Consider the following 24,438-nt stretch of genomic DNA (forward strand, 5'->3'; position numbering starts at 1 on the left):
TAAGAGTCAGGCCTGCTCCGCTTTGGCCGCAGCGGCGGCCAGCATTGCATCGCCGATCACATCCTTGCCCTGCGCCTTGAGCGCGTTCCCTGCACCAAGAATGTCCCGGACCTCTTTATTTTGACTGAGCTTCGACTTGCCAACGAGCCTTGTGATCTCGATTTCGATCCCGACGATCATCTTGAGCATCGTATCGATATAATCCTTGGGGCTATCGGTCATCTTCCAAGGATTGGCCTGCTTCGCCTCATGAATGCGCGTCAGCCGCGCGACCATGCCACGGACGTAACGCTCATCGTCGCGGATCGTCGCGCGTCCGTACACATGTGCCACAATATAATTCCAGGATGGAACCTGCTTCTTGAACTCAATCTTGCTCGGATACCAGTTCGGCGCGATGTAGGCGTCCGCGGCGCGGAACACGATCAGCACCTCGTCGCCCGTGGAGATGTCCTGCCAAACGGGATTCGCGCGAGCGACATGTGAATGAAGCACGCCCTGCTGCCCTTCGTTCGCGTGCAACTCGAAAGGCAGGTGATTTGCGTCCAGCCCGCTCTTCCCGTTGGTAAAGAGGATGCCAAGAGGATTTTTGTCGATGAGATCGTGAAGCGCCTCGGGGCGCGACTCGGCGAAATGTGGGGGGACGTACATGCTAGCTCCTTGGCCATTGATGAATGCCGCGCACGCTGCTCGCACCATCAACGGGTTTTCGTTCAGACCTCGGTCATCTGGAATTCACTCTTGTCTGCGCCGCAATCGGGGCAGATCCACTCGTCGGGAACGTCTTCCCAGCGAGTGCCCGGCGGGATGCCCTGGTCCGGCCATCCCTCCCGCTCCTTGTAAACTACCCCGCACAGCGCGCACATCCAGGTCTTGTAAACCGGTGCGTCGAGCGCTGTTTCGGAGTGCAGGCGAGCGCTTTCATTGCCCATAACGGTTCCCCATGCTGTGGAGCATTCATGAGCCGATGTAGACCCCAACTGGTTCATCCGATAGTGCCAGTCTGCGGCATTCTTGCTGTACCAGATTGACGTCCCTTGGTTTTGGTCACGGGGTCAACCCGGCAGCAGGAAGATCTCTCAGAGAAGAAGTGCATTCGTCTTTGAGCAGCCGAAACTGCTCGCGCAAATGAGCCAGAATCGGTCCAGCGGCCGACCGGCGGCGTTAGAACTGGCTTTGCAGCGAGCCACACGGCCGCTGCGGTCCTGAGCTTTCAGCAATTTGCGCTCAGGCCTGAAACGGGTCTAGCCATCATGCACGAAGATTGGCGCCACGAACGCCAGTTGAAACGATGATGGGGTGAGCGATGTTCGACCCGCATACCTTCTTCTTGTTGCTGGCTGCGGCATGCTTGTGGCGGTCATGCCAAGCCCGGGCCTCCTCTATATTGTGGCCGGACGCTTGCTGGCAGAAGTGAAGGGCTCGCATCGAGGGTTGGCCTGAGTAACGGACGGCTTGTCCACGTTTCGGCGCGCCGTCGGTCTGTGTGCCCTTCTTGTCGCAAGCGCGCAGGCGTTCGCCTTCCTGAAGAACGTCGGAGGCCTATATCTCATCTGGTTCGGGATCAAGGCGTGGCGCGAGGCACGTATCGTCGATCCGATAGAGGTGCAGACGACAGATACGCATTCGGCTTTTCGCTCAACCCAAGTTATCATCCTTCCTCGTGCCCGAAAAGAGCAGTGCAGCCGCAAGGGTGAGAGATGCCGGCAGCGCTCTCCCGCCGGATCTTGAACATGCGGCATCATCCAGCCGATCCTGAACACCGTCAGGTCTTCATCGCGAGCGGCGTCCATTTCTCGCGCATGGGGAGAAGGCGTGACATCGCTGGGATTGCCGGTAGTGTTTCGACAAGCGCATCGCCGCGATGCTTAGAGCTGCGTCCCAGGAATTCAAACCATGTTGCTCCTTAACCATCGCACTGACCACCGGGCGCCTTTGGACGGTGCGGATGCCAACATGCTGGGTTGCGAAGCTGCGCGCGAGGTGGAGCGGTTTCTTAGACATCGCAATGGCCACAACGAAACACCGCTTATTTCTTTGCCGGGTCTCGCCAATGAGATTGGCGTGGGCTCGATCCAAGTCAAGGACGAGGGTCAGCGGCTCGGCCTTGGCAGTTTCAAGGCTTTGGGCGGCTCCTATGCCGTGATCCGGCTCGTCTTAGAGGCAGCAACTCGGCGCCTCGGCAGGGATGTTGACTTGCCGGAGCTTCACGCACCTGTGGTGCAGGCCGTAGCACGGGGAATGACGGTATCTTGCGCCACAGATGGCAATCACGGCAGGTCCGTAGCGCAGGGCGCCCAGCTGGTGGGGGCCAACTGTGCTATATTCATTCACTCGGGAGTCAGCGATCAGCGTAGCGCAGCAATCGCCCGATATGGCGCGCAGATTATCCGCGTCAACGGCAACTATGATGACTCCGTTGCCGAAGCATCCCGAGTCGCCGCAGAGAACGGCTGGATCATGGTGTCCGACACGTCCTGGCCGGGCTACGAGCGTATCCCTGGGTTGGTAATGCAGGGATATACCGCGCTCCTGAGTGAAGCACTACGACAGTTGCCCGAACCTCCGACCCACGTCTTTGTCCAGGCAGGAGTCGGTGGACTGGCCGCGGCGGTCGCCGGACATTTTTCGGTGTTGTTAAGTGATAAGCGCCCGTTCTTCACGGTTGTCGATCCATCGCGCGCAGCGTGCCTTTTTGAAAGCGCTCGAGCCGGGCATCGCATCAAGGTAGCTCATGGGCAGCCGACAGTGATGGCGATGCTCGAATGCTACGAACCTTCACTCGTCGCTTGGCGGATCCTTTCGCGCGCAGCCGACGCTTTTATGATTGTCGATGAAGAGGACGCCATCGGGGTCATGAACCGTTTGGCCAATCCCGGGGCCGGTGATCCAGCTGTCGTTGCAGGCGAAAGTGGCGGGGTTGGTCTGGCGGGTTGCTGAAAGTTGCTGCCGATTCGACCTTGCGCGGCCAGATTGGCCTTGGACCTGACGCACGGGTCTTTCTCATCAATACCGAGGGTGCGACAGATCCTGGCGTTTACGAACAGCTCGTGGGTCGGTCTCCATCGCAAGTGGCCAGGAGAAATCTTGGAGTCTCAGACGCTCATGATCCGCGGCCCGTTCGGTGAACTCGTGACGGGGGACGAAAACCCAATAGAAGGCCAAGAACGAAGGCATCCAGCGATTGATCCTACGCTTGAAATCCACCGCATTATTTCTGCCCCTAACCAAGACCCGACGCACGTTTTCGGCACAAAAGCACTGGCTTTGACGTCTTGCCGCAAGAGCAAACGCTATGATTTTGGCACTTTGCAATCCAACCGCGTTCGTCTCATGGCATGATACAACAGCTTCACTTTCTTGTTGATCCGGCACACCTACTATGAGCCGTTTCATGATTGCGTTACGGCTTTCCGAGTAACCCGTCGACATGCGTGGACTCCTCATCCTTCTCACGGCTTTCGTGATCATGTTGGCGGCCCGCGGCCAGCACCAAAGTGCTTTCATGCCGCACCCGACCACGCCCATGCCCCCCAAGGTAACGCCCCTGAACTTACCCAGAGAACTGGTCTCCACAACGTTGTTGTCCTAACCGGATCTGCACGATCTCGATACTGTTGAACGTGGCTCGAGACTAGCCTGGAATCTGCACCGGCAGCGCGGAATAACCGTGGACAAAATTGGATTGAACTCGCTCCGGTTCGCCGACCACCTTTACCTCCATTGATCGGTTCAGCATCTCCTCCCAAAGGATTTTCAGCTGCAGCTCCGCAAGATGCCTTCCCACGCAACGATGAATCCCAAACCCAAAAGAGAGATGTTTCCGTACATTTCCACGATCAATGATGAAGCTGTTGGGGCTCGCAATGACCTCGTCGTCTCGGTTGCCAGAGATGTACCACATCACAACTTTATCGCCTCGCCTGATTTCCTTGTGGCCTATCGTGAAATCGTCGACAGCGGTCCGCCGCATGTGCGCAATAGGCGTTTGGTATCGTATGATCTCGGATACCGCTCCCGGCACGAGCGAAACATCATCGCGGAGTTTTCGCATTTCGGACGGATTTTGGCTCATGAACAAGACGCCACCGGTAATCGCGTTGCGCGTAGTATCGTTACCTCCAACAATCAGCAGAATGAGGTTGCCCAGGAACTCACGCGGCGCCATGTTTCGGGTCGCCGGTGAATGCGCCATCATCGAGATTAGGTCAGCGCGCGGCTCCGAATTCACCCGTTCGCTCCAAAGCCGTGTGAAATAGTCCAGGCACTCCGACAGCACCACGTTTCGCTTTTCCCAGCTGTCGATCTGGTCGTCCATTCGTGGGGTCAAGGCAGCTACGTCCGACCAGTAGGTCAGCAGCCGTCGATCCTGAAATGGAAAATCGAACAGCGTGGCCAGCATTTGGGTCGTCAACTCGATCGAGACCCTGTCGACCCAGTTGAAGGTATCATTGCGTGGCAAACCTTCCAAGATCTTCTGGACCCGCGAGCGGATCAAGCCTTCAAGCTTCGCCAGGTTCTCCGATGCCGCTATCGGACTGATAGTCTTACGCTGCTGAGCATGGAGAGGAGGACTCATTTTTATAAAACTCGGAGTCCAATACTTCTCCGGCGGGTCGACGATTGTGACGCTTCGCTCTGATGAGAATATTTTATGATTAGAGTCCACGGCTATGATGTCGCGGTATTTTGTTATCGACCAATATGGTCCGTATGGGCTCTCTTGGCAATAATGGACGGGATCTTCCCTTCGCAGCCGCTCGAAACAGGGCCAAATGGTATCATCCTCAAAGCGCTTGGGCTCGCTTACATCAAGGCTGCTCAGGGGAATATCAGCCCTCTCGCAAGCGTTCTCGGCCGATAAGGCTGTCATGGTTGTCTTGTGGACATTGGCATGCAATTTTGCTTCCTCAGTTGAGTGCGCTGTTTAGACTTCGCTTGGAAGCTCGGGCGAAACACAACGAGCTTGGGCGGTGCACTGACTTGTGTGACGCATGTCCATGGCTCGGATTCCGAGGGCACCGAAATCTGACATCATCTTACCGGCGGAAGGTTAGGCGGGCATTTGGTTCGGCCCTGCCGAAGAATAATGGAAAGGCGGGCGAAGCTCCCCTATCAGGATTGGGAGGCGCGAGAACGCGACTATATGCGGTACTCAACTCAGTATCCCGGTCAGGCGCGCCCCTTTGCCACTCGGCTACTTACATCGCGCGAGCAGATGGACCCCCTAACACGATAGAGACTAAGAAGAGTCGCGGGCCGCCAAGCCCTCGCTTTTTCCTCCGCCGGCGACGCCGCGCTTTCCGAGAACGAGTGAGCAAGCAAGGAGGAGCAACAGCAACACCGGAGCAAACCGGTTGTGGTGCCCGAGCCCGACGAGGACTAGACTAACCTGACGTCGCAACTGGCAATATAAAGTATGTTCCATGCGCTGGAATAGAAGAGAATTGGCAGAGCTGAAAAAGCTCTGGGCCGAGGGACAAAGTGCCGCGCAGATCGCGCGTCATCTTGAGTGCAGTCGCAACGCAGTTTGCGGCACGCTAACTCGGTTGCGCCTCACTCGAGGTCACAAGCCACCAACAGCAAAACCCAAGATTAGAGCCGCCCCCAAGCGAGGGCTGACGTCGACGGCGGCCGGTCGCGATGGCGGCGGAAAGAAGCTGTCGCAAAAGGCGCTAGAAAACCGGCCTCTCGAAATGAGCAAGCGACAGCTTTACGCGATGCTAGCTGAGGCGGTCAGGAATACCGTATAGAGCTATCAGGCGCCGCGATCTCCCGCCAACAGCCGTGGTAGCGCCCGACGATCGACAATACGCTGTGAGAGATTTCCGCCCAGCAATGGACCCACGCATGAGCGATTTCTCGCCCCGCGGGACTCACGAACGAGGCCCTCCGGCCATCCCGGGATTGGCGGCGTCCGACTACGTACCGGGACGCACCCCAAAGGCGGCACAACATTCCTGGAACGATCGGGAATACGCCACGCAAATGTCAACTACCAACCTTGTCAGTTGATTGAGATTACAGGGTACGTATCAATCTTAGTCAATGAACCTCGCACGAGTCAGGTCGTGAAGCAGTTCGAGGTCTAGCAGCATCAACGGCCCTGGTGGATATCTCGTTGGCAATCACTACAGATTACCGAAGCGGAGTTGAATCTGGGGCTCCGTCGCGGCGAGTATCGCGCCTGCAGCAATTGTACTCTCCGTTCGAGAGGAACGGCTCGCTAACCGACAGCGTGTTTCGCCGGCAGATTGGCCCCTGCGCAAATTCCCAATGGCGTAGCGGCAATCCGGATTGCTATCGGCAAGCGAGGCAATGTAAACGGATCTTGCGACCACAAACTTCGTAAACACGGGATAGAACGGTTGCAGACCTAAATGCTAGAAAAGTATTGCGATGCTCGCCTTCCTTGGTACACCATCTATCCAACCGTAGCCCAATTCTCCACAGCGGTCGGCGCCGACGCCTCTGAGAACTGGCTGCAGCGCCTGCCGGTCAATGATTCGGTGTCGCTCTATTTCCACATTCCGTTCTGTCGATCGATTTGTTGGTATTGCGGCTTCGCTCGAAGCATCACCCGCCGGGATTCACCCATCCTCGAATTTTTGGCGGTTCTTCGTAAGGAGATCGAGTTGGTCGCGGCGCACGTGCCGCAGCGTCTCCCCGTGAGCGACGTGCACTTCGGCGGTGGAACGCCGACCCTCATCGAGCCAGCGGAGTTTCGGCGATTGATGGAACTTCTGCGCCATCGGTTTGCAGTTTCGAAAACGGCCGCCGTCGCTGTTGAGATCGACCCGCGCACGTTCACGCGCGCCACATCCGCAGGGTTAGCGGCTGCCGGCGTGAACCGCGCAAGCCTTGGCGTCCAGAGCTTCGATCCAATCGTTCAAAAGGCCATCAACCGGGTCCAGAGTGAGGCACAAACGGCGCGCGCTGTCGAAACGCTGCGGCAGCATGGAATATTCCGCATCAACTTTGATCTCATCTACGGTCTGCCAAATCAGACGGTGCAGTCCTGCGTTCAGACCGCGACTACGGCGGTGGCGATGCGACCAGACCGGCTTGCGGTATTCGGCTATGCGCACGTTCCTTCCTTCAAGAAGAATCAGCGCCTGATCGACGAGGCAGCGCTGCCAAACAGCGCTGCCCGTGCAGAACAAGCCGCGGCGATGGCCAATACACTGATTGCAGCGGGCTACCGCCAAATCGGGCTCGATCATTTCGCTTTGCCGGGCGATGAGCTCGTGCTGGCGCAGAAAGCCCGTCGCCTGCGGCGAAACTCACTCGGTTACTCGGCCGACACCTGCAATAAAGTGATCGGCTTCGGACCGTCGGCGATCGGCCGGCTTGGCGAGGGTTACGTCCAGAACGAAGTTACGGCGGGTTCCTACAGCAGCCAAATCAAGGCCGGCCGTCTGGCGACGTCGAAGGGCTACTGTCTCAGTCTTGAAGACCGCGTCCGGGCCGCGATCATTGAGCGGCTAATGTGCGATTTCGAGGTCGACGTGCCGGCAATTTGCGTCGCTCATGGATTTGACCCGGTCGCTTTCCTCGGCTCAGGCGAACGCTTGGCGATGCTCGCTGAGGATGGAATCGTGCAAATTGAAAAAGGGATGTATCCGCGTGAGGCCGCAGCATCGTTTTCTAAGTCGCGCTGTGGCAGCCGCATTCGATGCTTATCTTGGCACACCGCTCTGTTGACGCCAGCCAAGGGGCGATGACTGGAAACAATGCATTACGTTTCGTTGTACGCTCACAGAGCCTGACGAACGCGTTTCGCTCACCTGATACACTCCCAAACAGCTCCAAATCGGTAAAACGCGCCGTGTGTGGCGAGAGCCACCCTGAACCGAGCCGCGAAGACAAGCTGGACGTATTGCTCGGAAATTGGAAGCCTCCACAGCAACGCTCTTCGCTCAAACAGCATGACCACGCACCCCGGCAAGGTTCATCACATCATCGCCATGATCCTTGTAGTGGCGGCCCCGACGGGACGACGACTGGCTGCAGGACGTCCCAACGAAATGGAATCGAGGAGGGATCGTCAGGGGCCCAGGGCGTCGGAGAAGGTGGCATCTCGCCGGTCAGCGACTTCGGTCGAAAACCTGATCGAATTCGTGCGGATGTACAAAGAGATCTGACCTGGCGCAAGCGGTGGCAGCCGAAATGTTGCAATCAAGCCGCGCTCTACGCCGATGTGTGCTCGCACCAATACGCAGCGATTCGTCGTGGTGACGCGACGGCTCAGTTGATGTGCACGGTCGCCGCTCGACCGGATCGACAGCGGCGGCGGCGTGCAATCCAGAGCAGCACCTGAGATCCTCGCGCGACTTGGATCGAAGCGACGACTTCCCGAATTGTACCGTCAACGCTGCCATACCGGTCGTCCGTGAACGCCGAAGCCCCCTCGCGCCGAGCGACACAATTGGTGCGCTTCGCGCACCGACAGCCGACCTCCCCCGGTCAACTACCAAACCTAGCGATTGATCGAGACGACGGACACATGCCAGTCAGTACCGGTGACACTTGCTCGGACCACATCAGGAAGAAGTCGCATGCAATATAAATCTCGTAGATCCGATGGAGCTGATGGATGTTCAGTCTCGTCGTCCGCAGGTATCAGAACGCCTGCAATCGCGCGCTCAGTCTGCCGATGAGGGCCAATCAAGTCCTTGTTGCGGCGTCAGCAAGCTGACGGACCTCAAAAAATGGAGGTCCCTTCTGCGTGTCAGAGCTTCATCCGAAACCGATGTGCGAGCGGCGTTTCTTGGATCCGGCGTTTTGTTCTGCGAGCCCGCCATTGGCGCTGCTCTCTGTTCAAGTCCATTGCTTTCCTTTTGGCAGCGGATTTGCCGCAAGTTCGCTGGGCTGCGTGCATTGGCCGCCAATCTCTTGCTAGGGAACGCTCACACCAAGCAGGCCACTCTCCATGTCGACGCCGTGCCGCAGATGCCTGCATTCGATTAGCGATCGAGCGGCTGGGTTGTTTCGCGTTGAATACCCGCCTGGTTGGCCAAGCTGCGCCGGCAGTGGTGACAGCGCGGAAGGCTGAGCGGGTCTTGTTCTCATAAAGACGCCGCCTGGTGTCAAGCGCCACCCAGACCGCCTTGAAGAGCAAGGATTCGGAGCCGCTCTAGGCGCTGAGGTGGAAGTACCACTTTATTCGAATCAATCAGCGCGGAACCACCATGCATTGTTGCGTTATAACTCCTGTATCTATTCGGGCATACCCGGCTGGCGTAGTTGCTCTCATCTCACGAGCACCTGCGAAGCCACGAGGGCGTTTGGTCCTTTCCGTGATAGCTGGTCTCGCCGGCAGTTCGGCGGCGGTAACTGCCGAGATCTCCGGGCCAAGAAGCCACAGCCCCGATGAGCTCGTTGAGGCAAAAAGCCGACCAATTTCGGATCGGGCCGTCACATTCCGAAGCGGCCGCCCCAGGGGAGCAGGACGCCTTTCTGGGAGCTTCCTGTCAAAAACAGCTACGTCCACCACAAAGCGCGACAGTGCCCTCGACACTGCCAAGAGCAGAATTCAAAAGCAGACCGATCCATTCGCAAAATTCGATAACCTCCGTGAAAAAGGTGGCGCGTTCACTGCTCCCGGTGCTGCGGACACGATAGATCAGGACGCAGCTTCTGTCAGATCCGAGCTTTCGGATCTCGGTATTGGATTTTCTGGCTGGACCCTAAACACGTTTGTCAACAATGAACTCGGCAATGCCGCCAGAAGCACAATCGCCAGTCAGCAATACGTCGGCCAGAATCCGACATTTAGTACGGTCAACTCGATGATCGTAACCTATGACCTCGCTCGGTTCGGCATTCCCGATGGTCAGATCGTGCTCGGAGCTGAGCATCAATACTGGACATGGAAGAGCGCCGGGCCAGACCGACTGGGACTCAATGCAGTTTCTTACTATCAAACCTTCTTCGACAGGAAGATCGAGCTCAAAGTGGGTTATCTCAGGAACCAACATGAGTTTGCGGGCGCCGGCGACAAGGTGTTTGGACCCTCGTCGAAAATGCTCTTCCAAGCAGGCATGAGCAACAATTGGGCGCCAACGCCCGCTCTTAATCTGAAGTACAATTTTGATCATCGCTTATATAACAAGTTCTCAATCCAGCGCTCGCTCAGTCCAGCTGGCCAATATGCGCATGTAAGCGAGAATCCCATTGGCCTGAACTGGAGCACGCGCGACGCAGGCATTCTTTTGCTTGATGAACTTTCGTATAGGAGCAAGCCTACTCCGGGTGTGCTGGAGACGTGGCTGCGCGCTGGCGCGGGCTTCAACAACAGCAGCTTCACGGACCTAGAACACCCCACGCAAGCAACAGCCAAGGCGAACAGCGTCTACTATGTAGCTGCGGACAGGCAATTCTGGCAGTCTGCCGGCCACGGCTCGGCATCTCGCGGAATGTATGGCGGGTTCTCTGCGATGTACGCCCCGCCTGACCTGAATAGGGCCAGTCAGTACTACGAGCTTCGCCTGTATGCGAAAGGCCTGTTTGACAGCCGGCCCACTGATCAGATGAGTGTTGTTATCAACAACACCATCTGGAGCCACTTCGCAGTGGACGCTGCGCTGGCGAAAGAGCAGCTGGCGCACCGCGACAGCACGGCAATTTCCGCGCTGTATACGGCCCATCTGGCGCCCGGGATATATACGACCGTAGGACTGACGTACATCAATCACCCGACAAGCATTACCTACACGCCACAAACGGGACACGCCCTGAACATACTGGTATCTACGTCGGTGTTTTTTTTAAGGCTTCAAGTCTGCGCATGAATTCACCAGCATCCGGTCGAGATCACAATGGGCCTTTTCAACGGCTCGGACCCACTTATCACGGCGATTTTGGTAACCGCGGTGCTCCTGACGCGAGGCGGGTACGATCGTATTGCGCAAGATCTATATGCTCCGCCGCAGAATGATCCGGATGCTAATTTGTCCAATCAAGTGCTACCCTTGCGGCAGCGACATTGCTTTTCGATCCCTGCTCGCGCTCGTCGGACTCGCCTCCGAGCTCGTACTCCGCCATGACAGGCACAAATCGCGCTCGGAGCTTAGTTCCTTCGCGAAGAGGCGTGGCAAGCGAAACCGCGACACAGATGGCCAACGTACCCAACTAAGGCAAATCGCGCTACTTCTGTCCGACGGTCGTGGCGCCGGCCAAAGGGCGGCGCATCGGCGGAAACGCTCCCACGCAAATCAACCGGACGCGGCCGGATGACTTAAGCCCAGTCGGTGGTGAGTCGTTTTCGCCCGGTCGAGATGAGCTTAGCATCTAGTTCAGCAAAGAGATCGCCTGCCGAGCTCGCGGCGCGTTTGCCGTCCCAACCACTTCCGCGTGGAGTTGGCGTGAACTCCTCCTGGCGACATCTATTCGCGCGAACAAGTGAAAAAAGTAGTGAATCGCCGCTGAATTTGCCAAAACCTGCTAGGCTACCTTAGTAAACGGGTGCTTCGTCGTCTTGAGGCGCGTTACACTGCATCGACCGTCGACGCTGACGGGCGCGTCACCATCGATTGTGGCACGATGAACGACGCGATGCTGGTCATCGTAGTCGTTGACCGCATAATGCTGGGTTGCGCGGTTATCCCAAATCGCGACATCGCCTTCTTTCCAGCTCCAGCGTACGGTATTTTCGGGCGCCGTGATATGGGACTGGAATAGATCAAACAACTTTTGGCCGTCGCGTTTTGGGAGATCGATAAACCTTTGCACCAGATCGCCCAGCACCAGCGCGCGCTCGCCGGTCTCAGGATGCACGCGTACTACCGGATGCTCGGTCTCATAGATCGTGTTGGTAAAGACCTCATCAAAATGCTTCTGGTCGATTTCGCGAACACGGCAGGACCCGGCGTAGTCGAAGGCGTTGCTGTGAACGGTCCAGAGTTCATCGGCAAGCCGTTGGAGCGGCCGCGGCAGATCCAGGTAGGCGGCCACAGCGTTCGACCAAATCGTATCGCCACCGGACGATGGGATCACAACGGCTCGCAGCACCGCAAGTTTGGGATACGCCGCGAGAAAGGTTCCATCGGCGTGCCATACATCCGCCCTGCTACCCCCGCGCGCGGAATCAAGCTCGATGATCGAGGTCGTTCCATTGATCGTACCGAGTATCGGATGCGGCACCAGCTTTCCCAAACAGGCAGCAAACCGCTCCTGCTCCGCGTCATCAAGATGCCCCTGATCGCGGAAGAATATCACCTTGTGTTCGAGCAGCAAGCCGTTGATCGCAGCGACGGTTCTGCTCGGCAAATCACCCGAGAGTTTGATATTTCTGATTTCAGCACCGATGCGCGCCGCGCGCTTGACGACGTCGGTCGGTGGAATGACACTCTCGCTTGAAGCTATTTCATTCATTGCGAATTTTTCCAGGTTTTGCGGAGTCTTTAAGCGGACGAGGGCGCGTGTCACTCGATTTCGAAGGCGAAGCTCGCGCTACCGGTGCTCTCGAGCAAGCACCATGCCAGACGGAAAACGGAGCTGTGAACGTCCGTCAGGTAGTGGATCGGATGATAATTCGAACAGTTTGCCAGGAACGCGATGCCGCCTCCCATCCTTTTCAACCCGACCCCGCCAAAAACCCGACATAACAATCTGAGACGAGCGCCTGGGCTGGCGGCGAAAGGCATAGCGCGCACAATCAACAGGAATTCTAACGCTCGGCACCCGAAGAGAAGGGCCATACCGTCCTCGTGCAAGGTCCGGCACGCGTGCCGTTCTCGTCCAGTATGCGCCTTTTGGCCAACTGTTTGCGGCAATCGGCCCAGTCTCGAGCCGCGTCTGCGAACGAGCTATCACCGGCTCTCAAGGTGTCCGGGACCTGCCCTGGCCGTGATCACTGCCGGAACATCATCCGCCGGAAATGGAAGAGGAATAGATGACTTTGGAAGAGCTCCAAACGATTGAATTACGGCTTCATCCAGGCGAAAGCCATTGATCCGCGGCACGGGGATCGCGATGTTCTCGATGCACCGACGTCCGAGCACGCTGAAGCAGATGCTCTGCACGGTCCCGCTGCCTTTGCTTAACAAGCCAAAGATATGTCCACTACCAGTCTTTATAGGTGTTTCAATGTTGTCAAAGTAATTACCCTCGACAAGTGCTTGCACAGATGATCCAGCATCCACTGCATGGAAAAATCCGCCGCTCTGTTGCGCATTCGTGTTGTGGAAGTAATTATTAACGAGATGAATAATGGCCTGCGCACCGTCAATGTGCGGCGCCCGGCCCGAGATTTCATGGAAATAGTTATTTGCGATGGTGATCGTCTGCGGGACACCAAGAAACAGGAGATTCCAATAGTGCTCTCCGTTACAATAGGAGGAATAGGTATCGCTGCCATCGAAGTCGTTCCAGGAAATCGTAATATTCGTCGTCGGGCCAAAGCCGCCGGCAATCATCTGCCGCCCGAGGTTATGAAACCGGTTGTGGTCGATCCAAACCAGGTCGGCTCGTGCAATTGCAATAGCGTCGCCGGCAAATATCACGCCGCTATTGATATCACTGATGGTCAGGTTGCGAATAATGACGTTGCTGACCCCATTCAGGCGCAGCCCCTTCCCTTTCATTGTAGCGTTCGGGCCAACACCGATTACTGTCTTGTTTGAGCCGACTTCGAGCGGACGCTTTCCAGCCCTGTCGAAGTCGACCAACATCTTCTCCTTCCCATCGCAATGCGCGTCGTTGCCATCCATAAGAAGAAGGGATTCACGTTTGTAAGGTGCCGAACAAGCACGGCCATATTGGCAACCCTGCCCTTCGCCTCGCCCTTCCGTACCAGTAAAGTCTATAGTTCCTATTACCTGGATCTCACGCGGAGTATTGTCACTGCAGTACCCCAAGCTGTAGGAACGACACAGCTCATAGGTCAGATCTTTGGTTGATCTGACCTGAACTATCTCGCCTCCAAGGCCGCCCGTAGCTCCGACGCCAAAGCCGTTGAGGGCTTGCGATCGCACATTGTTCGGTCCGAGCACAGACGAGGCCCCGAGGACGACAGCAAGTCCGCCGAGCACGCGTAACGAACGCTTGATGTGCTTCTTCGTGTCGTTCATAGGCACATGCTCTCTCTGTTACTCGGAAATCCGCGAGGACCGGGGCTCTCGATCTCAAATGCTGAACTGGAACAGGCCATCAGCATGCGGCGTTAACGCCATCAGATCGTCCTCAACAAGGCAGCATCGAATTATCGGAGCCATGCTACACGACAGCCGAAGTGTGCGGTCGCAGGCTTCCTACCAGCTGCGTGGATCTGGGTAGCCATTGGACAATTACAGCCGATGAAAGCAGCGGTCGATGCTTAGAGAGCCCGTCAGAATCAAAGCAGGACTCCCACAGCTCACCGTAAGGCGCCGTCAGCATCGCAACAAGATGCGACCGCCGATCGAGCGTTGATACAGAGGATAAACGTCCACGCATAGCGTCCCAGAGCTGTCTCAGATCGAGCACTGTCTGGTGCCGGCCAGACGCATTGTTTAGGCGCGTTGGTCGTGTCCCCGGTAGTGGTGTAGCTCGGTAGAGCAAAGCCGCCCGGACGCGCGCCCCCCAATAGCGCCGTAGCGGGCGGGCGGCTTTGCGGTGGTCACCGGCAGTTCTCCGGTAGGATCGGGTTGCGATACGCCAACGCAACCAGAGGAACCACCGATGACCGCCGACATGATGAACCTGCGCACGCTCGTGGAGAAGACCCCTGACGCCGATCTCTTGCGCGAGATGATCGGCTTTGCGGCCCAAAGGCTGATGGAGCTGGAAGTGGAAGGCCAGACCGGGGCGGCCTATGGCGAGAAGAACCCCGAGCGTCTGGCCCAGCGCAACGGCTACCGCGACCGGACCTGGGAGACCCGCGCCGGTGCGGTCGAGCTGCGCATTCCCAAGCTGCGCAAGGGCTCCTACTTCCCGGGCTTCCTCGAGCCGCGCCGCATGGCCGAGAAGGCGCTCACCGCCGTGGTTCAGGAAGCCTATGTGCAGGGCGTCTCGACCCGTTCGGTGGACGATCTGGTGCAGGCCATGGGCATGACCGGCATCTCCAAGAGCCAGGTCAGCCGGCTCTGCGCCGAGATCGACGACAAGGTGAAGGCCTTTCTCGCCCGCCCGATTGAAGGCGACTGGCCGTATCTGTGGATCGACGCCACTTACGTGAAGGTGCGCCAGCAGGGCCGCATCGTCTCGGTCGCGGTGATTGTCGCGGTCGGCGTCAACAGCGACGGTCGGCGCGAGGTGCTGGGCATGGACATCGGCCCGTCCGAGGCCGAGACGTTCTGGACCGCGTTCCTGCGCAAGCTCGCCCGCCGCGGCCTGCGTGGCGTCAAGCTGGTCGTCTCCGACGCCCACGAAGGCATCAAGGCCACTGTTGCCAAGGTGCTCAATGCCAGCTGGCAGCGCTGCCGCGTCCACTTCATGCGCAACGCGTTGGCGCATGCCGGCAAGAGCGGACGGCGTGTCGTCTCCGCCTTCATTGCCACAGCATTCGCACAGGACGATGCCGAGGCCGCGCGAACCCAGTGGCGCAAGGTCGCCGACCAGCTCCGGCCAAAGCTGCCGAAGCTGGCCGGCTTCCTCGACGAGGCCGAGACCGACGTGCTGGCCTACATGACCTTCCCGCCGCAGCATCGGACCAAGCTGCACTCCACCAACCCGATCGAACGCCTCAACGGCGAGATCAAGCGGCGCACCGAGGTGGTCGGCATCTTCCCCAACGAGGATGCCATCGTCCGCCTCATCGGCGCGATCCTGCTCGAACAGAACGATGAATGGGCGGTCCAGCGTGCCCGTTACATGACACTGGAAACCATCGCGCCGTTGAGCGATGATCCGAGCGTCAGCCTCACGGCTATCGCCAGCTGACCACCCGGCTCTCGCCGGCGAACGCGGTGATCCACCGCCAGCTACACCACGCCACGGGGCACGATCGGCGCGTTCGGCAGCCATTCTGAAACGATTTTTTCCCGCAGTTCAACACAGATCCCCCTGACACGAAGCTTTGAGATATCCTGGGCGAAAGAACGTGTGAGATGCCGAAAAGCTCTAACCTCCGTTTGGTCACATAAGATTGGCAACTCGAGAATACTGAAGGCGGCAACACGTTGGCCGGGGCGAATGGGCCGTCAGTCAAGTTTCGCTGAACCGGCGGGAGGCTCTCGGCACTTTCCACCAGCTCCAGAACGCGTTGGCATCTATCGGTTGGCGAGATCTGCCCCGTTTTATCCCATGCCCGTGCCGGACACACACGAGGGATGCCTCCTATGGATTTGATGACAGGCAATCATCACGAATAGGTACGATCTTCTTTGTTTTTGATGTGTCCAGTCCGCGGGCGGATCTAGCACAGCCGCTCACAACGAACCTCCCAGTCGCGGTGCGGCGAGGTGATGCGGCACTGCTCAGCCGCAATCCTGGTCATCCACTCATAGCCTTCAGGTGAAGCTGCTCATGTACTACACTCATCGCCGCGAAAAGCCGAATTCGTCTGCAAGCGCCCGTGGAAAGCAACGGCCGAGCAGCTTGCAAAGCCGCTCTTCGATCTGCACCTCTGATCACCATAGGTTAGCGGTCCCTTAGGGGCAGGGGCCTCCGAGAAATGACACCACCCACCAAAACTGGCGGTTTATGTGATCCCGCATGAGGCGTACTCCAGTTTAAATCGTGTGTCGCCCGGCCTTCGGCCGGGCTGCCGGGGAGCCTCGCTAATGTACACGCCGCCCTCCTTCCAAGTTCTCGATATCGCCGACCTTCATCGGTCGATGCGTGAGGCCCGCTCGGCGACACTGATCACCGCCACTCAGGAAGGGATTGTTGGAACGATGCTGCCCGTAGTACTCGACGAGCGCGAAGGTTGCATGGGCACGATTTATGCGCACCTGGCGCGTGCGAATCCGCAGTGGAAGCTGGCACGGACTGGCGAAGCGATGGCTATTTTCACTGGGCCGCAAGCCTATATTAGCCCTTCCTGGTACGTGACGAAGCAGGAGAGAGGCGAGGCCGTACCGACCTGGAACTATGTTGCGGTGCATGCCTACGGGCCGGTCGACTTCTTCGATGATGCCGATCGACTGCTGGAGGTGGTCACGCGATTGACCGATGCGCATGAGGTCTCGGCGGGCAAGGACCGCTGGACCGTCTCGGACGCCCCTGCCGATTTCATCAAAGCGGAGCTTAAGGGGATTGTTGGTGTACGATTGCAAATTACACGGCTCGACGGCACGCGGAAGATGAGCCAGAATCGCAACGCAGCGGATCGCGCCGGCGTGATTGACGGCTTGTCGAAGAGCGACCGTGACGAATCCCGCCGTATGGCTCACTTCATTCCGAAGGGATAACCAACCGCACGACGGATTGTAAACGACCTCGATTTAGACTTCCTCCATTTCCTCGATGGCCATTGACGTCATTCTCGCGAACACTCCGTCTGCTGCTTTCGTCCGATTCCGCTTGACGGCCTGCAAGGCTCACGATGTCTGCAAAGAGCCCTCAAAGCTTGTTGAATCTGGCCACTGCGGTCACATTCAGACCACAATTCGCGACAATCCGCGGTCGCTCCCACACTCCCGAGGGGCAGCAAGAAACGCGAATGTTTCACATTACGAACGTCACGCGCCTGGCTTCTGTCACATTGGCTCCCGGAGCACCCCTGCTGGAGATCGAGCCTAAGACGTTCAAGAGACCTGCTGCACCCCATTCACGCCCTCCGTCGCAACGGGCATGCTGAACTGAAAGACCGCCCCGCGAGGATCATTCGGGCCCGCCCACATCCGGCCCCCATGCGCCTCAATAATAGAATGGCAAATGGCCAGTCCCATGCCCATGCCCTCGGATTTGGTGGTGTAAAAAGCCTCGAAGACGCGGTCTGCGCTGTTTGGATCGAGCCCTGGGCCCGTATCGCGAAAACTGACCAATACGCTATTCGCGCCATCCATCCGGGCACTGATCAGCAATTCGCGGTCGCCTTCCTTGATTACGCTCATGGCCTCGATGGCGTTCGTGATCAGATTGAGGATCACCTGCCGCACCTGAACGCGATCCGCTCGAACCAGCGGCAAAGCCTCAGGTCGTTTGGTTTGCACCCACACATCATTTTTTGCAAGTTCCGCGCGGACTAGGGCCAGCACCTCTACGATCAATTCGTCAATTGCAAGAAGCTCCGTTTGCATAGGAGCTTTATTCATAAGAGCGCGGATCCGACGGATCACGTTTCCTGCGCGCATACTGTCACGGACAATCAAACCGAAGGTTTGTCGAACCTCTTCCAGATTTGGCGGTTGAGCACCGAGCCAATTTAGCCCCGCCCCCGCATTACTGCTGATCGCGGCAATCGGCTGGTTGACCTCATGGGCGATCGAGGCGGCCAGCTGTCCCATTGTCGTGATCCGATTGGCGTGTGCAAGGCCCATCAGAGTCTCGCGATACCGCCGTTCGCTTTCACGGGCCTCCGCTTCCGCTCTCTTTCGTTCTGTCAGGTCCAGGACGAAGCCAACACCTTGGTCCTCTCGCGCATCGAACACGGCCAGGCCAATTAGCACCGGCACCCGACTGCCATCCTTCCGAACATACTCTTTCTCGAACTGCTGAACAGCTCCGGTCCTTTTTGCTTCTGTGCTAGCATCCATTGTGCGCTCGTGCCATTCTGGAGGCGTCAGATCGAGACCGTTCACTCGGCCTGCCAGGAGATCTTCTTGGTCGTATCCAACCATCGTGAGGAAGGCTTGATTTGCTTCGATGATTTCGCCCCCTTCCTGAATGATAAAGATTCCGATGATGTTAGCGTCGAGCAAGCGCCGGATTTTCGCCTCTCGTTGCTGAACTTCGCTGTACAACCGGCTGTTTTCGAGCGCTGTTGCAGCTTGAGAGGCAAGCATTTTCTGCATTGACGTTCGGGCAGCCGAGAATATGCGCGGGGCGAGATTATTCTCCAGATAAAGTACGCCGATCAGCTTGCCCTGCGTGATCAGTGGCAGGCAAAGAATAGAACGCGCTTTGCGCTCGCGGATATACGGATCCTCGGCAAATGAAGGCTGGGCGACAGCATCTTCGAGAATGACGTTTTCGCGGACACGTAGCACGAAATGCAGCACGGATTCGGGAAGAGCCATCGGAGTTACGGGCTGTTCATCCACCTTTACAACGAGGGCATCTGCTACCGTTTTGCCTTCCGCTTCGATCCGTGGCTCGCCGCCATGCAGCAGAATCAACAAACCTCGTTCGGCGCCGGCCTGCTCAATGGTAGTCCGCATAAGCTTGTCAATTAGCTTCTGAAGCACAATCTCGCCGGAAATTGCCTGCGACACTTTGATCACCGTCGCCAGATCAAGATGCTCAACCGGAGCTCCGATCGTCATGCCATTCACGGCAAGAGGGGCCTCCTGATGCATGAGATGCGGATGCAGCTCCTCGAGTTGACGCACCTTACCATCCGCTCCCCAACGAAGGTAGCCGCGCCGCGCGTCCTGCAGGTAAACCCGGGAGATTCTGTCAAAACCGCGCGCAGCATAAAAGCGCGCTGCAAGTTCGCAGGCGATTGCCTCGTGGTGGACGAAGCCGTTACGTGCTGCGGTCTGGATTGAATGTTCGTACAGTCGCATTGCGTCTGCATCCCGGCATTCGCGCCTTGCAATTTCAGCGCCGACCAAGGCAGCACGATTTTCAAAGTTTTCGGGGCAATTCGTCGCCAATATCTGCAGCTGTCTGTAATGGGCATCAATGATATCGCGATGTTGCTGCTGTTGGCTTTCGCCTAGCTTGTCGCAATAACATGAGTGAGACAGCGCACCATAGAAGTGAAACTCCGCGATCAAGGGCTCTGTCGGCATGGTCCATAATTGGGGCTCCGCCTTCGAGCGAGCACCAACAGCCGCAGCGTAATCGCCAGCTAGAAACCGCGCCTGAAGCTTGCGGATCCAGTAGACAGTTTGGCTAGGCGACCGCTCCGGACTTCCGGCCAACGATCGTTCAACGTCCAGCTCGTTAAATTGTTGGTCATCGAAGCATCCGAATGAGCGCGTGAGGCCGCGCATCGTTCTAATGATTGCGAGCTGAGCATCTATGGTATCAGCAGCGAACTGCACCTTTCTGTTCCGTGTCGTGGCAATGCTCTTCTCTATCTCATTCTGCACCTCTCTCAGAGGATCTCCGGCCATGATCATGTTTGACGTTAGATGAACCAAGCTGTACGCCTCATAGATGAGGTCGCCGCTAATGACCGCAGCTTCGTGCGCTCGCCGAATCAACACTCGGCCATCTCTTAAGGGCTTCGTCCACGGGATCACGTTGCATCCAACGGCCAAGTAGACCGGAGCCCGAAAACGAGAGAACTCGCTGCGATCAACCAGGTCGCAAGCAAGACGACCAAATTTATCAGCCGCTTGGTAGTCACCGAAGCGACCGGCCGAGATCCGGCCTAGCCATGCGTAGTGGGTGCAAGAAGCATCAGTATTGCCGTATTCGAGGCTCATGGTCACGGCTCTGCAGATAACCAAAGCGGATAAATTGGCGTCCGTGAAACTCGCGGGCGGAAGAATCCGCGTCAAGACGGCAAGCGTGGCAAGCGTGGTCTGATCTGTCATTCCAGGCAAATCAGCAAGCTCCTCGATTGCGTCGGGCAGCTGTGACCACATCCGCTGATATTCGGCCAGTGCTTCCTGGTCGGTCGGATGCTGCGACCACTCGATCCCGCTTCGCGAAGATATTCGAGACCTATGAGTACCGCCCGCCCGTACTGGCCGAGCGTCAAGTAAAGATCGACCCGCAAACATGCGACCGTTGCTCGTTGGGTCGCGTTCAAGGCGCGCTTCGACAGTGCGGACAGGAGGCTCTCCGCAATATCCAGCCGGCCTACCAAGAATTCGCATTCGGCCCGGCTTGTCTCCAGTGCGAACGCGAGTTCATGGCGCGTTTGCCAAGAGTGCTCTGCGAACAGCGCAGCACCGACCGTGAAATATGTGAGTGCCGAAGCGTAGGCCGCTGCCCCCTGGCACGCTGCCCTGCGGCCAAATTCAGCTGAGCAAGCTGCTCTCGCTCCTGATCGGAAACGATTAGTGCGACACCTCGATTGAGCTGACTGACAATATCGAAGATGGCCTCTTCACGCTTGTCCGCAGGAACATGTGCGGCAAGCATCCGACCGATGTTCAAATGGGCAGGAGCGCGCGAGGATTCCGGCATCAGCAAGTAGGCCGCCTCTTGAACGCGATCGTGGACGAAGCGGTAGGCTGTCCCATGCCGCACGATCAGTTCCTGCCGAATTGCCGGCCACAGGGTCGCGTGCACCTGCTCCTCTGAAATTTCGAGCACGATCGCAAGCTCTGCCGTCTCGGCCATGTTGCCGAAACAGGCCAGCTGTTGCAGCGCGTCCTGGGTTTCCTCGGGCAGCCGGACGAGCTTGCCGAGCATCAGATCGACGACGTTCTCGGTGTACGCTTTTGCGTGAATCCGCTGCAGATCCCAACGCCAGCGCGCCGACTCGTGATCGAACGTCAACAGCTGCTCTCCGGCTAGTTCAGACAAGAATTGAACGGCGAAGAACGGATTGCCCATCGTCTTCTGATGCACCAAGTTCGCAAGCGGGGCAGCGCGTTTTGGCCCGCAGCGAAGGGTATCCGCGACCAACTGCGCGACGTCGTCTGCGCTGAGCGGCGATAGCGTGATCTCCTCTAGATTTACGCCGGCTCTCCCGATGGACTCGAGCTTGCGTTTGAGCGGATGATCAGCATCAACTTCGTTGCTGCGGTAAGCTCCAATAAGCAGCAGGTGCAGATCGGGCTGGGTTAGCAGATCCTCGATCAGGTCGAGTGTCGCAGCGTCATACCACTGCAAATCGTCGAGGAAGAGCACCAATGGATGGGTCCGCCGGGCGAACACGCCAATAAAGCGACGAAGCACGAGCTGGAAACGGATTTGCGCTTGACGGGCTGGAAGCTCAGCAACCGCGGGCTGCTCGCCGATAACCAGGCTCAGATCGGGGATCAATTCGACGATCAGCCGTCCATTCCCAGCGAGCGCCTCCCGGAACGCTTGCCGCCAGGTCGCGAGTTCGCCCTCACTTTTGCTGAGAAGAGGACGCACAAGGCTCTGAAAGGTCTGCACTAGTGTCGCATAGGGCACATCGCGCTTCACTTGGTCGAATTTGCCTGATGCCAACAGCCCGCGCGAGGGTACGAGTACTTTGTGTAGCTCCTGGACAAGCGAAGACTTACCGATGCCGGAATAACCGGCAACCAGCACCAACCTCGGCGCGCCGCTCTTCACCGCGCGATCGAACGAGCCGAGCAAGGTCTCGATCTCGCGGGCTCTGCCATAGAGCTTCTCGGGGATGATCAAGCGATCAGGTGTGTCGTCTGCGCCAAGGTCAAAAGGCTCGATGCGACCGTGGTTGGCCCATGCTGCCAGACAGTGTTGCAGATCGTGTTCAAGGCCAGCGGCAGTCTGGTAGCGTTCCTCGGCGGTTTTCGCGAGGAGTTTCATCACAATGTGAGAGATTGGCTCCGGGACATTTTGCGATTTCTCGAGGGGCGGTGTTGCTTTTCTTGCAATATGACAATGAATCCACTCCAACGGGTCTGAGCCCGTGAACGGCAGCGCCCCGGTCAGCATCTGGTAGAATATCACGCCAAGTGAATAGAGATCACTGCGAGAGTCGACTGAGCGGTTCATTCGTCCGGTCTGTTCGGGCGCCATGTAGGGCAGCGAGCCGGCGATGAACTCGGCAGGCTCAGGCAGCACCCGCTCGCGGGAAAGACGGGAAGCCAGACCAAACCCAGTGAGCCGCACCTGTTCGTCGGGGCAATTGACCAGAATGTGAGCGGGTTTCAGGTCCTTGTGGATCAAGCCGTGCCGGTGAAGCTTGCCCACGGCCGTCGTGATACCAACGGCCAGGCGCAGGAAGCGCTGGGGCTCCATGCGGGCTCCAGCTAAGTTTAGCAGCGGCTCGCCGCATGGATCCTCCAGGACCAGCATGGTACGACCAGATTCCCGGATCAGTTCCAAAGGCCGCACCGCCCATGCCTCGTCTAGCTCCTCCCTCAGCTCACACTCATGGACGAGGCGGTCGAGCGTCGCTGGGTCTTCCGTGATCGGCCGCACGACGAGCACGACAGTTCTGCTGCCATGGATTAGCTGTCGCCACGCACGGCAGAACGCGCGATCACCGTCCTCCCACAGGGGTTGGAAGTCGCTGTCGAGATTTGAGCCGAACAAAGTCCGGCTGAGAGGGTCTCGCGGCATTTGCCCGCCCAGACTAGGAAGACGCGAGCCAACATCTGACACAGAAGGGACGCAATTGTGAAGAGACTTTACAAAAAACGCCACAGGTCCGGGGCCGCCAAAGAATAGGCCGCAGCAAGCAAAATAGAACGAACGCAGGCTGTATCATAGAGCCCGATCATGTCGATCGAGCGCAGGCTTGGGCCCGCGTGGGCGGCGGCTCCCGATTACGCAGCGTGTCGCGCGGGAGGATAGAGCGGCTCGTGGCAGTTACCTGCCACCAGCGCCCCGCTGCCCGACATGCAGCAGGGCTCCGGATAGCCGCTATCTCTCGATCAGGCCATGAGATATGAAAGCCGATCGGTTTGCCCATGATCGAGGCAATGCGCGGTCCAGGCAAGAGAAATGCCGCCGACAGGCGCGGTGCAATTTGCGAGATCGACAATCATTCCAAGCCCATTTTGTCAGAGGCAATGCAGTCATCCACTCTGAACGGCAGCATCATGCGGCAGATCTGCGAGCCTGTTTGAGCCAAACCGTGCCCGATAGCTATTCTGAGGATTCCTGCTGCCATTTTTCGAAAAGCAACTGACCCGCGACAAGGCACTCCTTATGCTGATACAGGGCCCGTACAGGCCCTCACTCATCGGAATGCCGAGCGCCGCCGTTCGCAGGAGGGCGATTGCCGGCCATGCCGAACCCGATAGATCAGGCAGAGTTCCCATACTCAAACCGCGGTTCAAGCGCAGCGGAAGCTATCCCAGAACCGGTGAAGCGAATTGCAACGAATATCAAGAACAGCGGAACGCCTTCTCCCTCGCCACGCGCACCGTAACAACATTTGCCGCAATCCTTGCCAATTCCGCACTCCACCTTGTCGGACTTTGCCAACTTCGAGAGATCTAGACGACATCGCACAACGTGACGCTACGTACGATTCAAACTCGTCGTGCCGGCGTGGAGTAGCAGCCGGCCGCTATTGAGTTTGGCTGCGGAGCGAGCCTCAGTTTTGCCATGTGGATTGCTTCATTGGAGCAGCATCGCCACGGATGTACTGGCGATGTGGGGCGAACCCTGCGCAGTTCTTCTCGAAGGAGTGCGCCGGGCCGCTTTGATGAGCTGCGTGGGAAGATCAATCAGCTAGTGGCAGGTTGGCGACTGCTTCAGGCTGACCGCTCGGCTCGCATTCTATCCTATCTTGCGGGGTTGAGTACAACCTTCGAACAGCCT

Annotated in this window: 11 protein-coding genes and 3 pseudogenes; 8 read left to right on the forward strand and 6 right to left on the reverse strand. The window is 57.8% G+C overall.

The window, feature by feature from the left end; all coding sequences use genetic code 11:
• Positions 1-6: 6 nt before the first annotated feature.
• On the reverse strand, positions 7-651 hold the full coding sequence (locus AB8Z38_RS16980; RefSeq protein WP_369726193.1) for an FMN-binding negative transcriptional regulator: 645 nt from the start codon (positions 649-651) through the stop codon (positions 7-9).
• A gap of 62 nt (positions 652-713) precedes the next feature.
• Positions 714-866 (reverse strand): rubredoxin, encoded by a 153-nt coding sequence (locus tag AB8Z38_RS16985; RefSeq protein ID WP_369726513.1) that lies wholly within the window; start codon positions 864-866, stop codon positions 714-716.
• Positions 867-1,455: 589 nt separating this feature from the next.
• Between AB8Z38_RS16985 and AB8Z38_RS16990 the strand changes: the two genes are divergently transcribed.
• From AB8Z38_RS16990 to AB8Z38_RS17000, 3 genes and pseudogenes are all read left to right on the forward strand, one after another.
• Positions 1,456-1,731 (forward strand): LysE family transporter, encoded by a 276-nt coding sequence (locus AB8Z38_RS16990; protein ID WP_369726194.1) that lies wholly within the window; start codon positions 1,456-1,458, stop codon positions 1,729-1,731.
• A gap of 165 nt (positions 1,732-1,896) precedes the next feature.
• A pseudogene (locus AB8Z38_RS16995) lies at positions 1,897-3,128 on the forward strand (diaminopropionate ammonia-lyase).
• The gene (locus AB8Z38_RS17000) at positions 3,088-3,342 is read left to right on the forward strand and encodes a hypothetical protein (protein WP_369726822.1); all 255 of its coding nucleotides are present in this window, start codon (positions 3,088-3,090) and stop codon (positions 3,340-3,342) included. The pseudogene AB8Z38_RS16995 and the gene AB8Z38_RS17000 overlap by 41 nt, the downstream one beginning before the upstream one ends.
• Positions 3,343-3,634: 292 nt before the next feature.
• Here the strand turns inward: AB8Z38_RS17000 and AB8Z38_RS17005 are convergent, their stop codons facing one another.
• The gene (locus tag AB8Z38_RS17005) at positions 3,635-4,873 is read right to left on the reverse strand and encodes a cytochrome P450 (RefSeq protein ID WP_369726195.1); all 1,239 of its coding nucleotides are present in this window, start codon (positions 4,871-4,873) and stop codon (positions 3,635-3,637) included.
• Between the two features lie 553 nt (positions 4,874-5,426).
• Between AB8Z38_RS17005 and AB8Z38_RS17010 the strand changes: the two genes are divergently transcribed.
• The 3 genes and pseudogenes from AB8Z38_RS17010 (at position 5,427) to AB8Z38_RS17020 (ending at position 10,793) form a co-directional block, all read left to right on the forward strand.
• Positions 5,427-5,753, forward strand: coding sequence for a GcrA family cell cycle regulator (locus AB8Z38_RS17010; RefSeq protein WP_369726196.1), 327 nt, complete (start codon positions 5,427-5,429; stop codon positions 5,751-5,753).
• Between the two features lie 627 nt (positions 5,754-6,380).
• Positions 6,381-7,704, forward strand: a pseudogene (hemN, locus tag AB8Z38_RS17015) (oxygen-independent coproporphyrinogen III oxidase).
• 1,583 nt (positions 7,705-9,287) lie between these two features.
• Entirely contained in the window at positions 9,288-10,793 is a 1,506-nt protein-coding gene (locus AB8Z38_RS17020; RefSeq protein ID WP_369726197.1) for a carbohydrate porin, read from the forward strand.
• A gap of 652 nt (positions 10,794-11,445) precedes the next feature.
• On the opposite strand, the gene AB8Z38_RS17025 is transcribed toward AB8Z38_RS17020, so the two are convergent.
• Positions 11,446-12,375 carry a TauD/TfdA dioxygenase family protein gene (locus AB8Z38_RS17025; protein ID WP_369726198.1) on the reverse strand — a complete coding sequence of 310 codons (930 nt, stop codon included), beginning with the start codon at positions 12,373-12,375 and terminating at the stop codon, positions 11,446-11,448.
• A gap of 437 nt (positions 12,376-12,812) precedes the next feature.
• Entirely contained in the window at positions 12,813-14,072 is a 1,260-nt protein-coding gene (locus tag AB8Z38_RS17030) for a right-handed parallel beta-helix repeat-containing protein (protein WP_369726199.1), read from the reverse strand.
• 589 nt (positions 14,073-14,661) lie between these two features.
• Here AB8Z38_RS17030 and AB8Z38_RS17035 point away from each other — a divergent pair.
• Together AB8Z38_RS17035 and AB8Z38_RS17040 are read left to right on the forward strand one after the other, a co-directional pair.
• Positions 14,662-15,861, forward strand: coding sequence for an IS256 family transposase (locus tag AB8Z38_RS17035; protein WP_369721934.1), 1,200 nt, complete (start codon positions 14,662-14,664; stop codon positions 15,859-15,861).
• 842 nt (positions 15,862-16,703) lie between these two features.
• Positions 16,704-17,333, forward strand: coding sequence for an FMN-binding negative transcriptional regulator (locus AB8Z38_RS17040; protein WP_369726200.1), 630 nt, complete (start codon positions 16,704-16,706; stop codon positions 17,331-17,333).
• A 336-nt stretch (positions 17,334-17,669) separates the two neighbouring features.
• Here AB8Z38_RS17040 and AB8Z38_RS17045 read toward each other — a convergent pair.
• Positions 17,670-23,229 (reverse strand): annotated as a pseudogene (locus AB8Z38_RS17045) (AAA family ATPase).
• Positions 23,230-24,438 lie beyond the last annotated feature (1,209 nt).

Source organism: Bradyrhizobium sp. LLZ17 (assembly GCF_041200145.1).
Lineage (GTDB): Bacteria > Pseudomonadota > Alphaproteobacteria > Rhizobiales > Xanthobacteraceae > Bradyrhizobium.

What these genes read in the sequence shown, in the direction of transcription:
- AB8Z38_RS16980 (WP_369726193.1), bottom strand. Translation starts at nt 651, where the DNA reads ATGTACGTCCCCCCACATTTCGCCGAGTCGCGCCCCGAGGCGCTTCAC.
- AB8Z38_RS16985 (WP_369726513.1), bottom strand. Translation starts at nt 866, where the DNA reads ATGTGCGCGCTGTGCGGGGTAGTTTACAAGGAGCGGGAGGGATGGCCG.
- AB8Z38_RS17005 (WP_369726195.1), bottom strand. Translation starts at nt 4,873, where the DNA reads ATGACAGCCTTATCGGCCGAGAACGCTTGCGAGAGGGCTGATATTCCC.
- AB8Z38_RS17010 (WP_369726196.1), top strand. Translation starts at nt 5,427, where the DNA reads ATGCGCTGGAATAGAAGAGAATTGGCAGAGCTGAAAAAGCTCTGGGCC.
- AB8Z38_RS17025 (WP_369726198.1), bottom strand. Translation starts at nt 12,375, where the DNA reads ATGAATGAAATAGCTTCAAGCGAGAGTGTCATTCCACCGACCGACGTC.
- AB8Z38_RS17030 (WP_369726199.1), bottom strand. Translation starts at nt 14,072, where the DNA reads ATGAACGACACGAAGAAGCACATCAAGCGTTCGTTACGCGTGCTCGGC.
- AB8Z38_RS17035 (WP_369721934.1), top strand. Translation starts at nt 14,662, where the DNA reads ATGACCGCCGACATGATGAACCTGCGCACGCTCGTGGAGAAGACCCCT.
- AB8Z38_RS17040 (WP_369726200.1), top strand. Translation starts at nt 16,704, where the DNA reads ATGTACACGCCGCCCTCCTTCCAAGTTCTCGATATCGCCGACCTTCAT.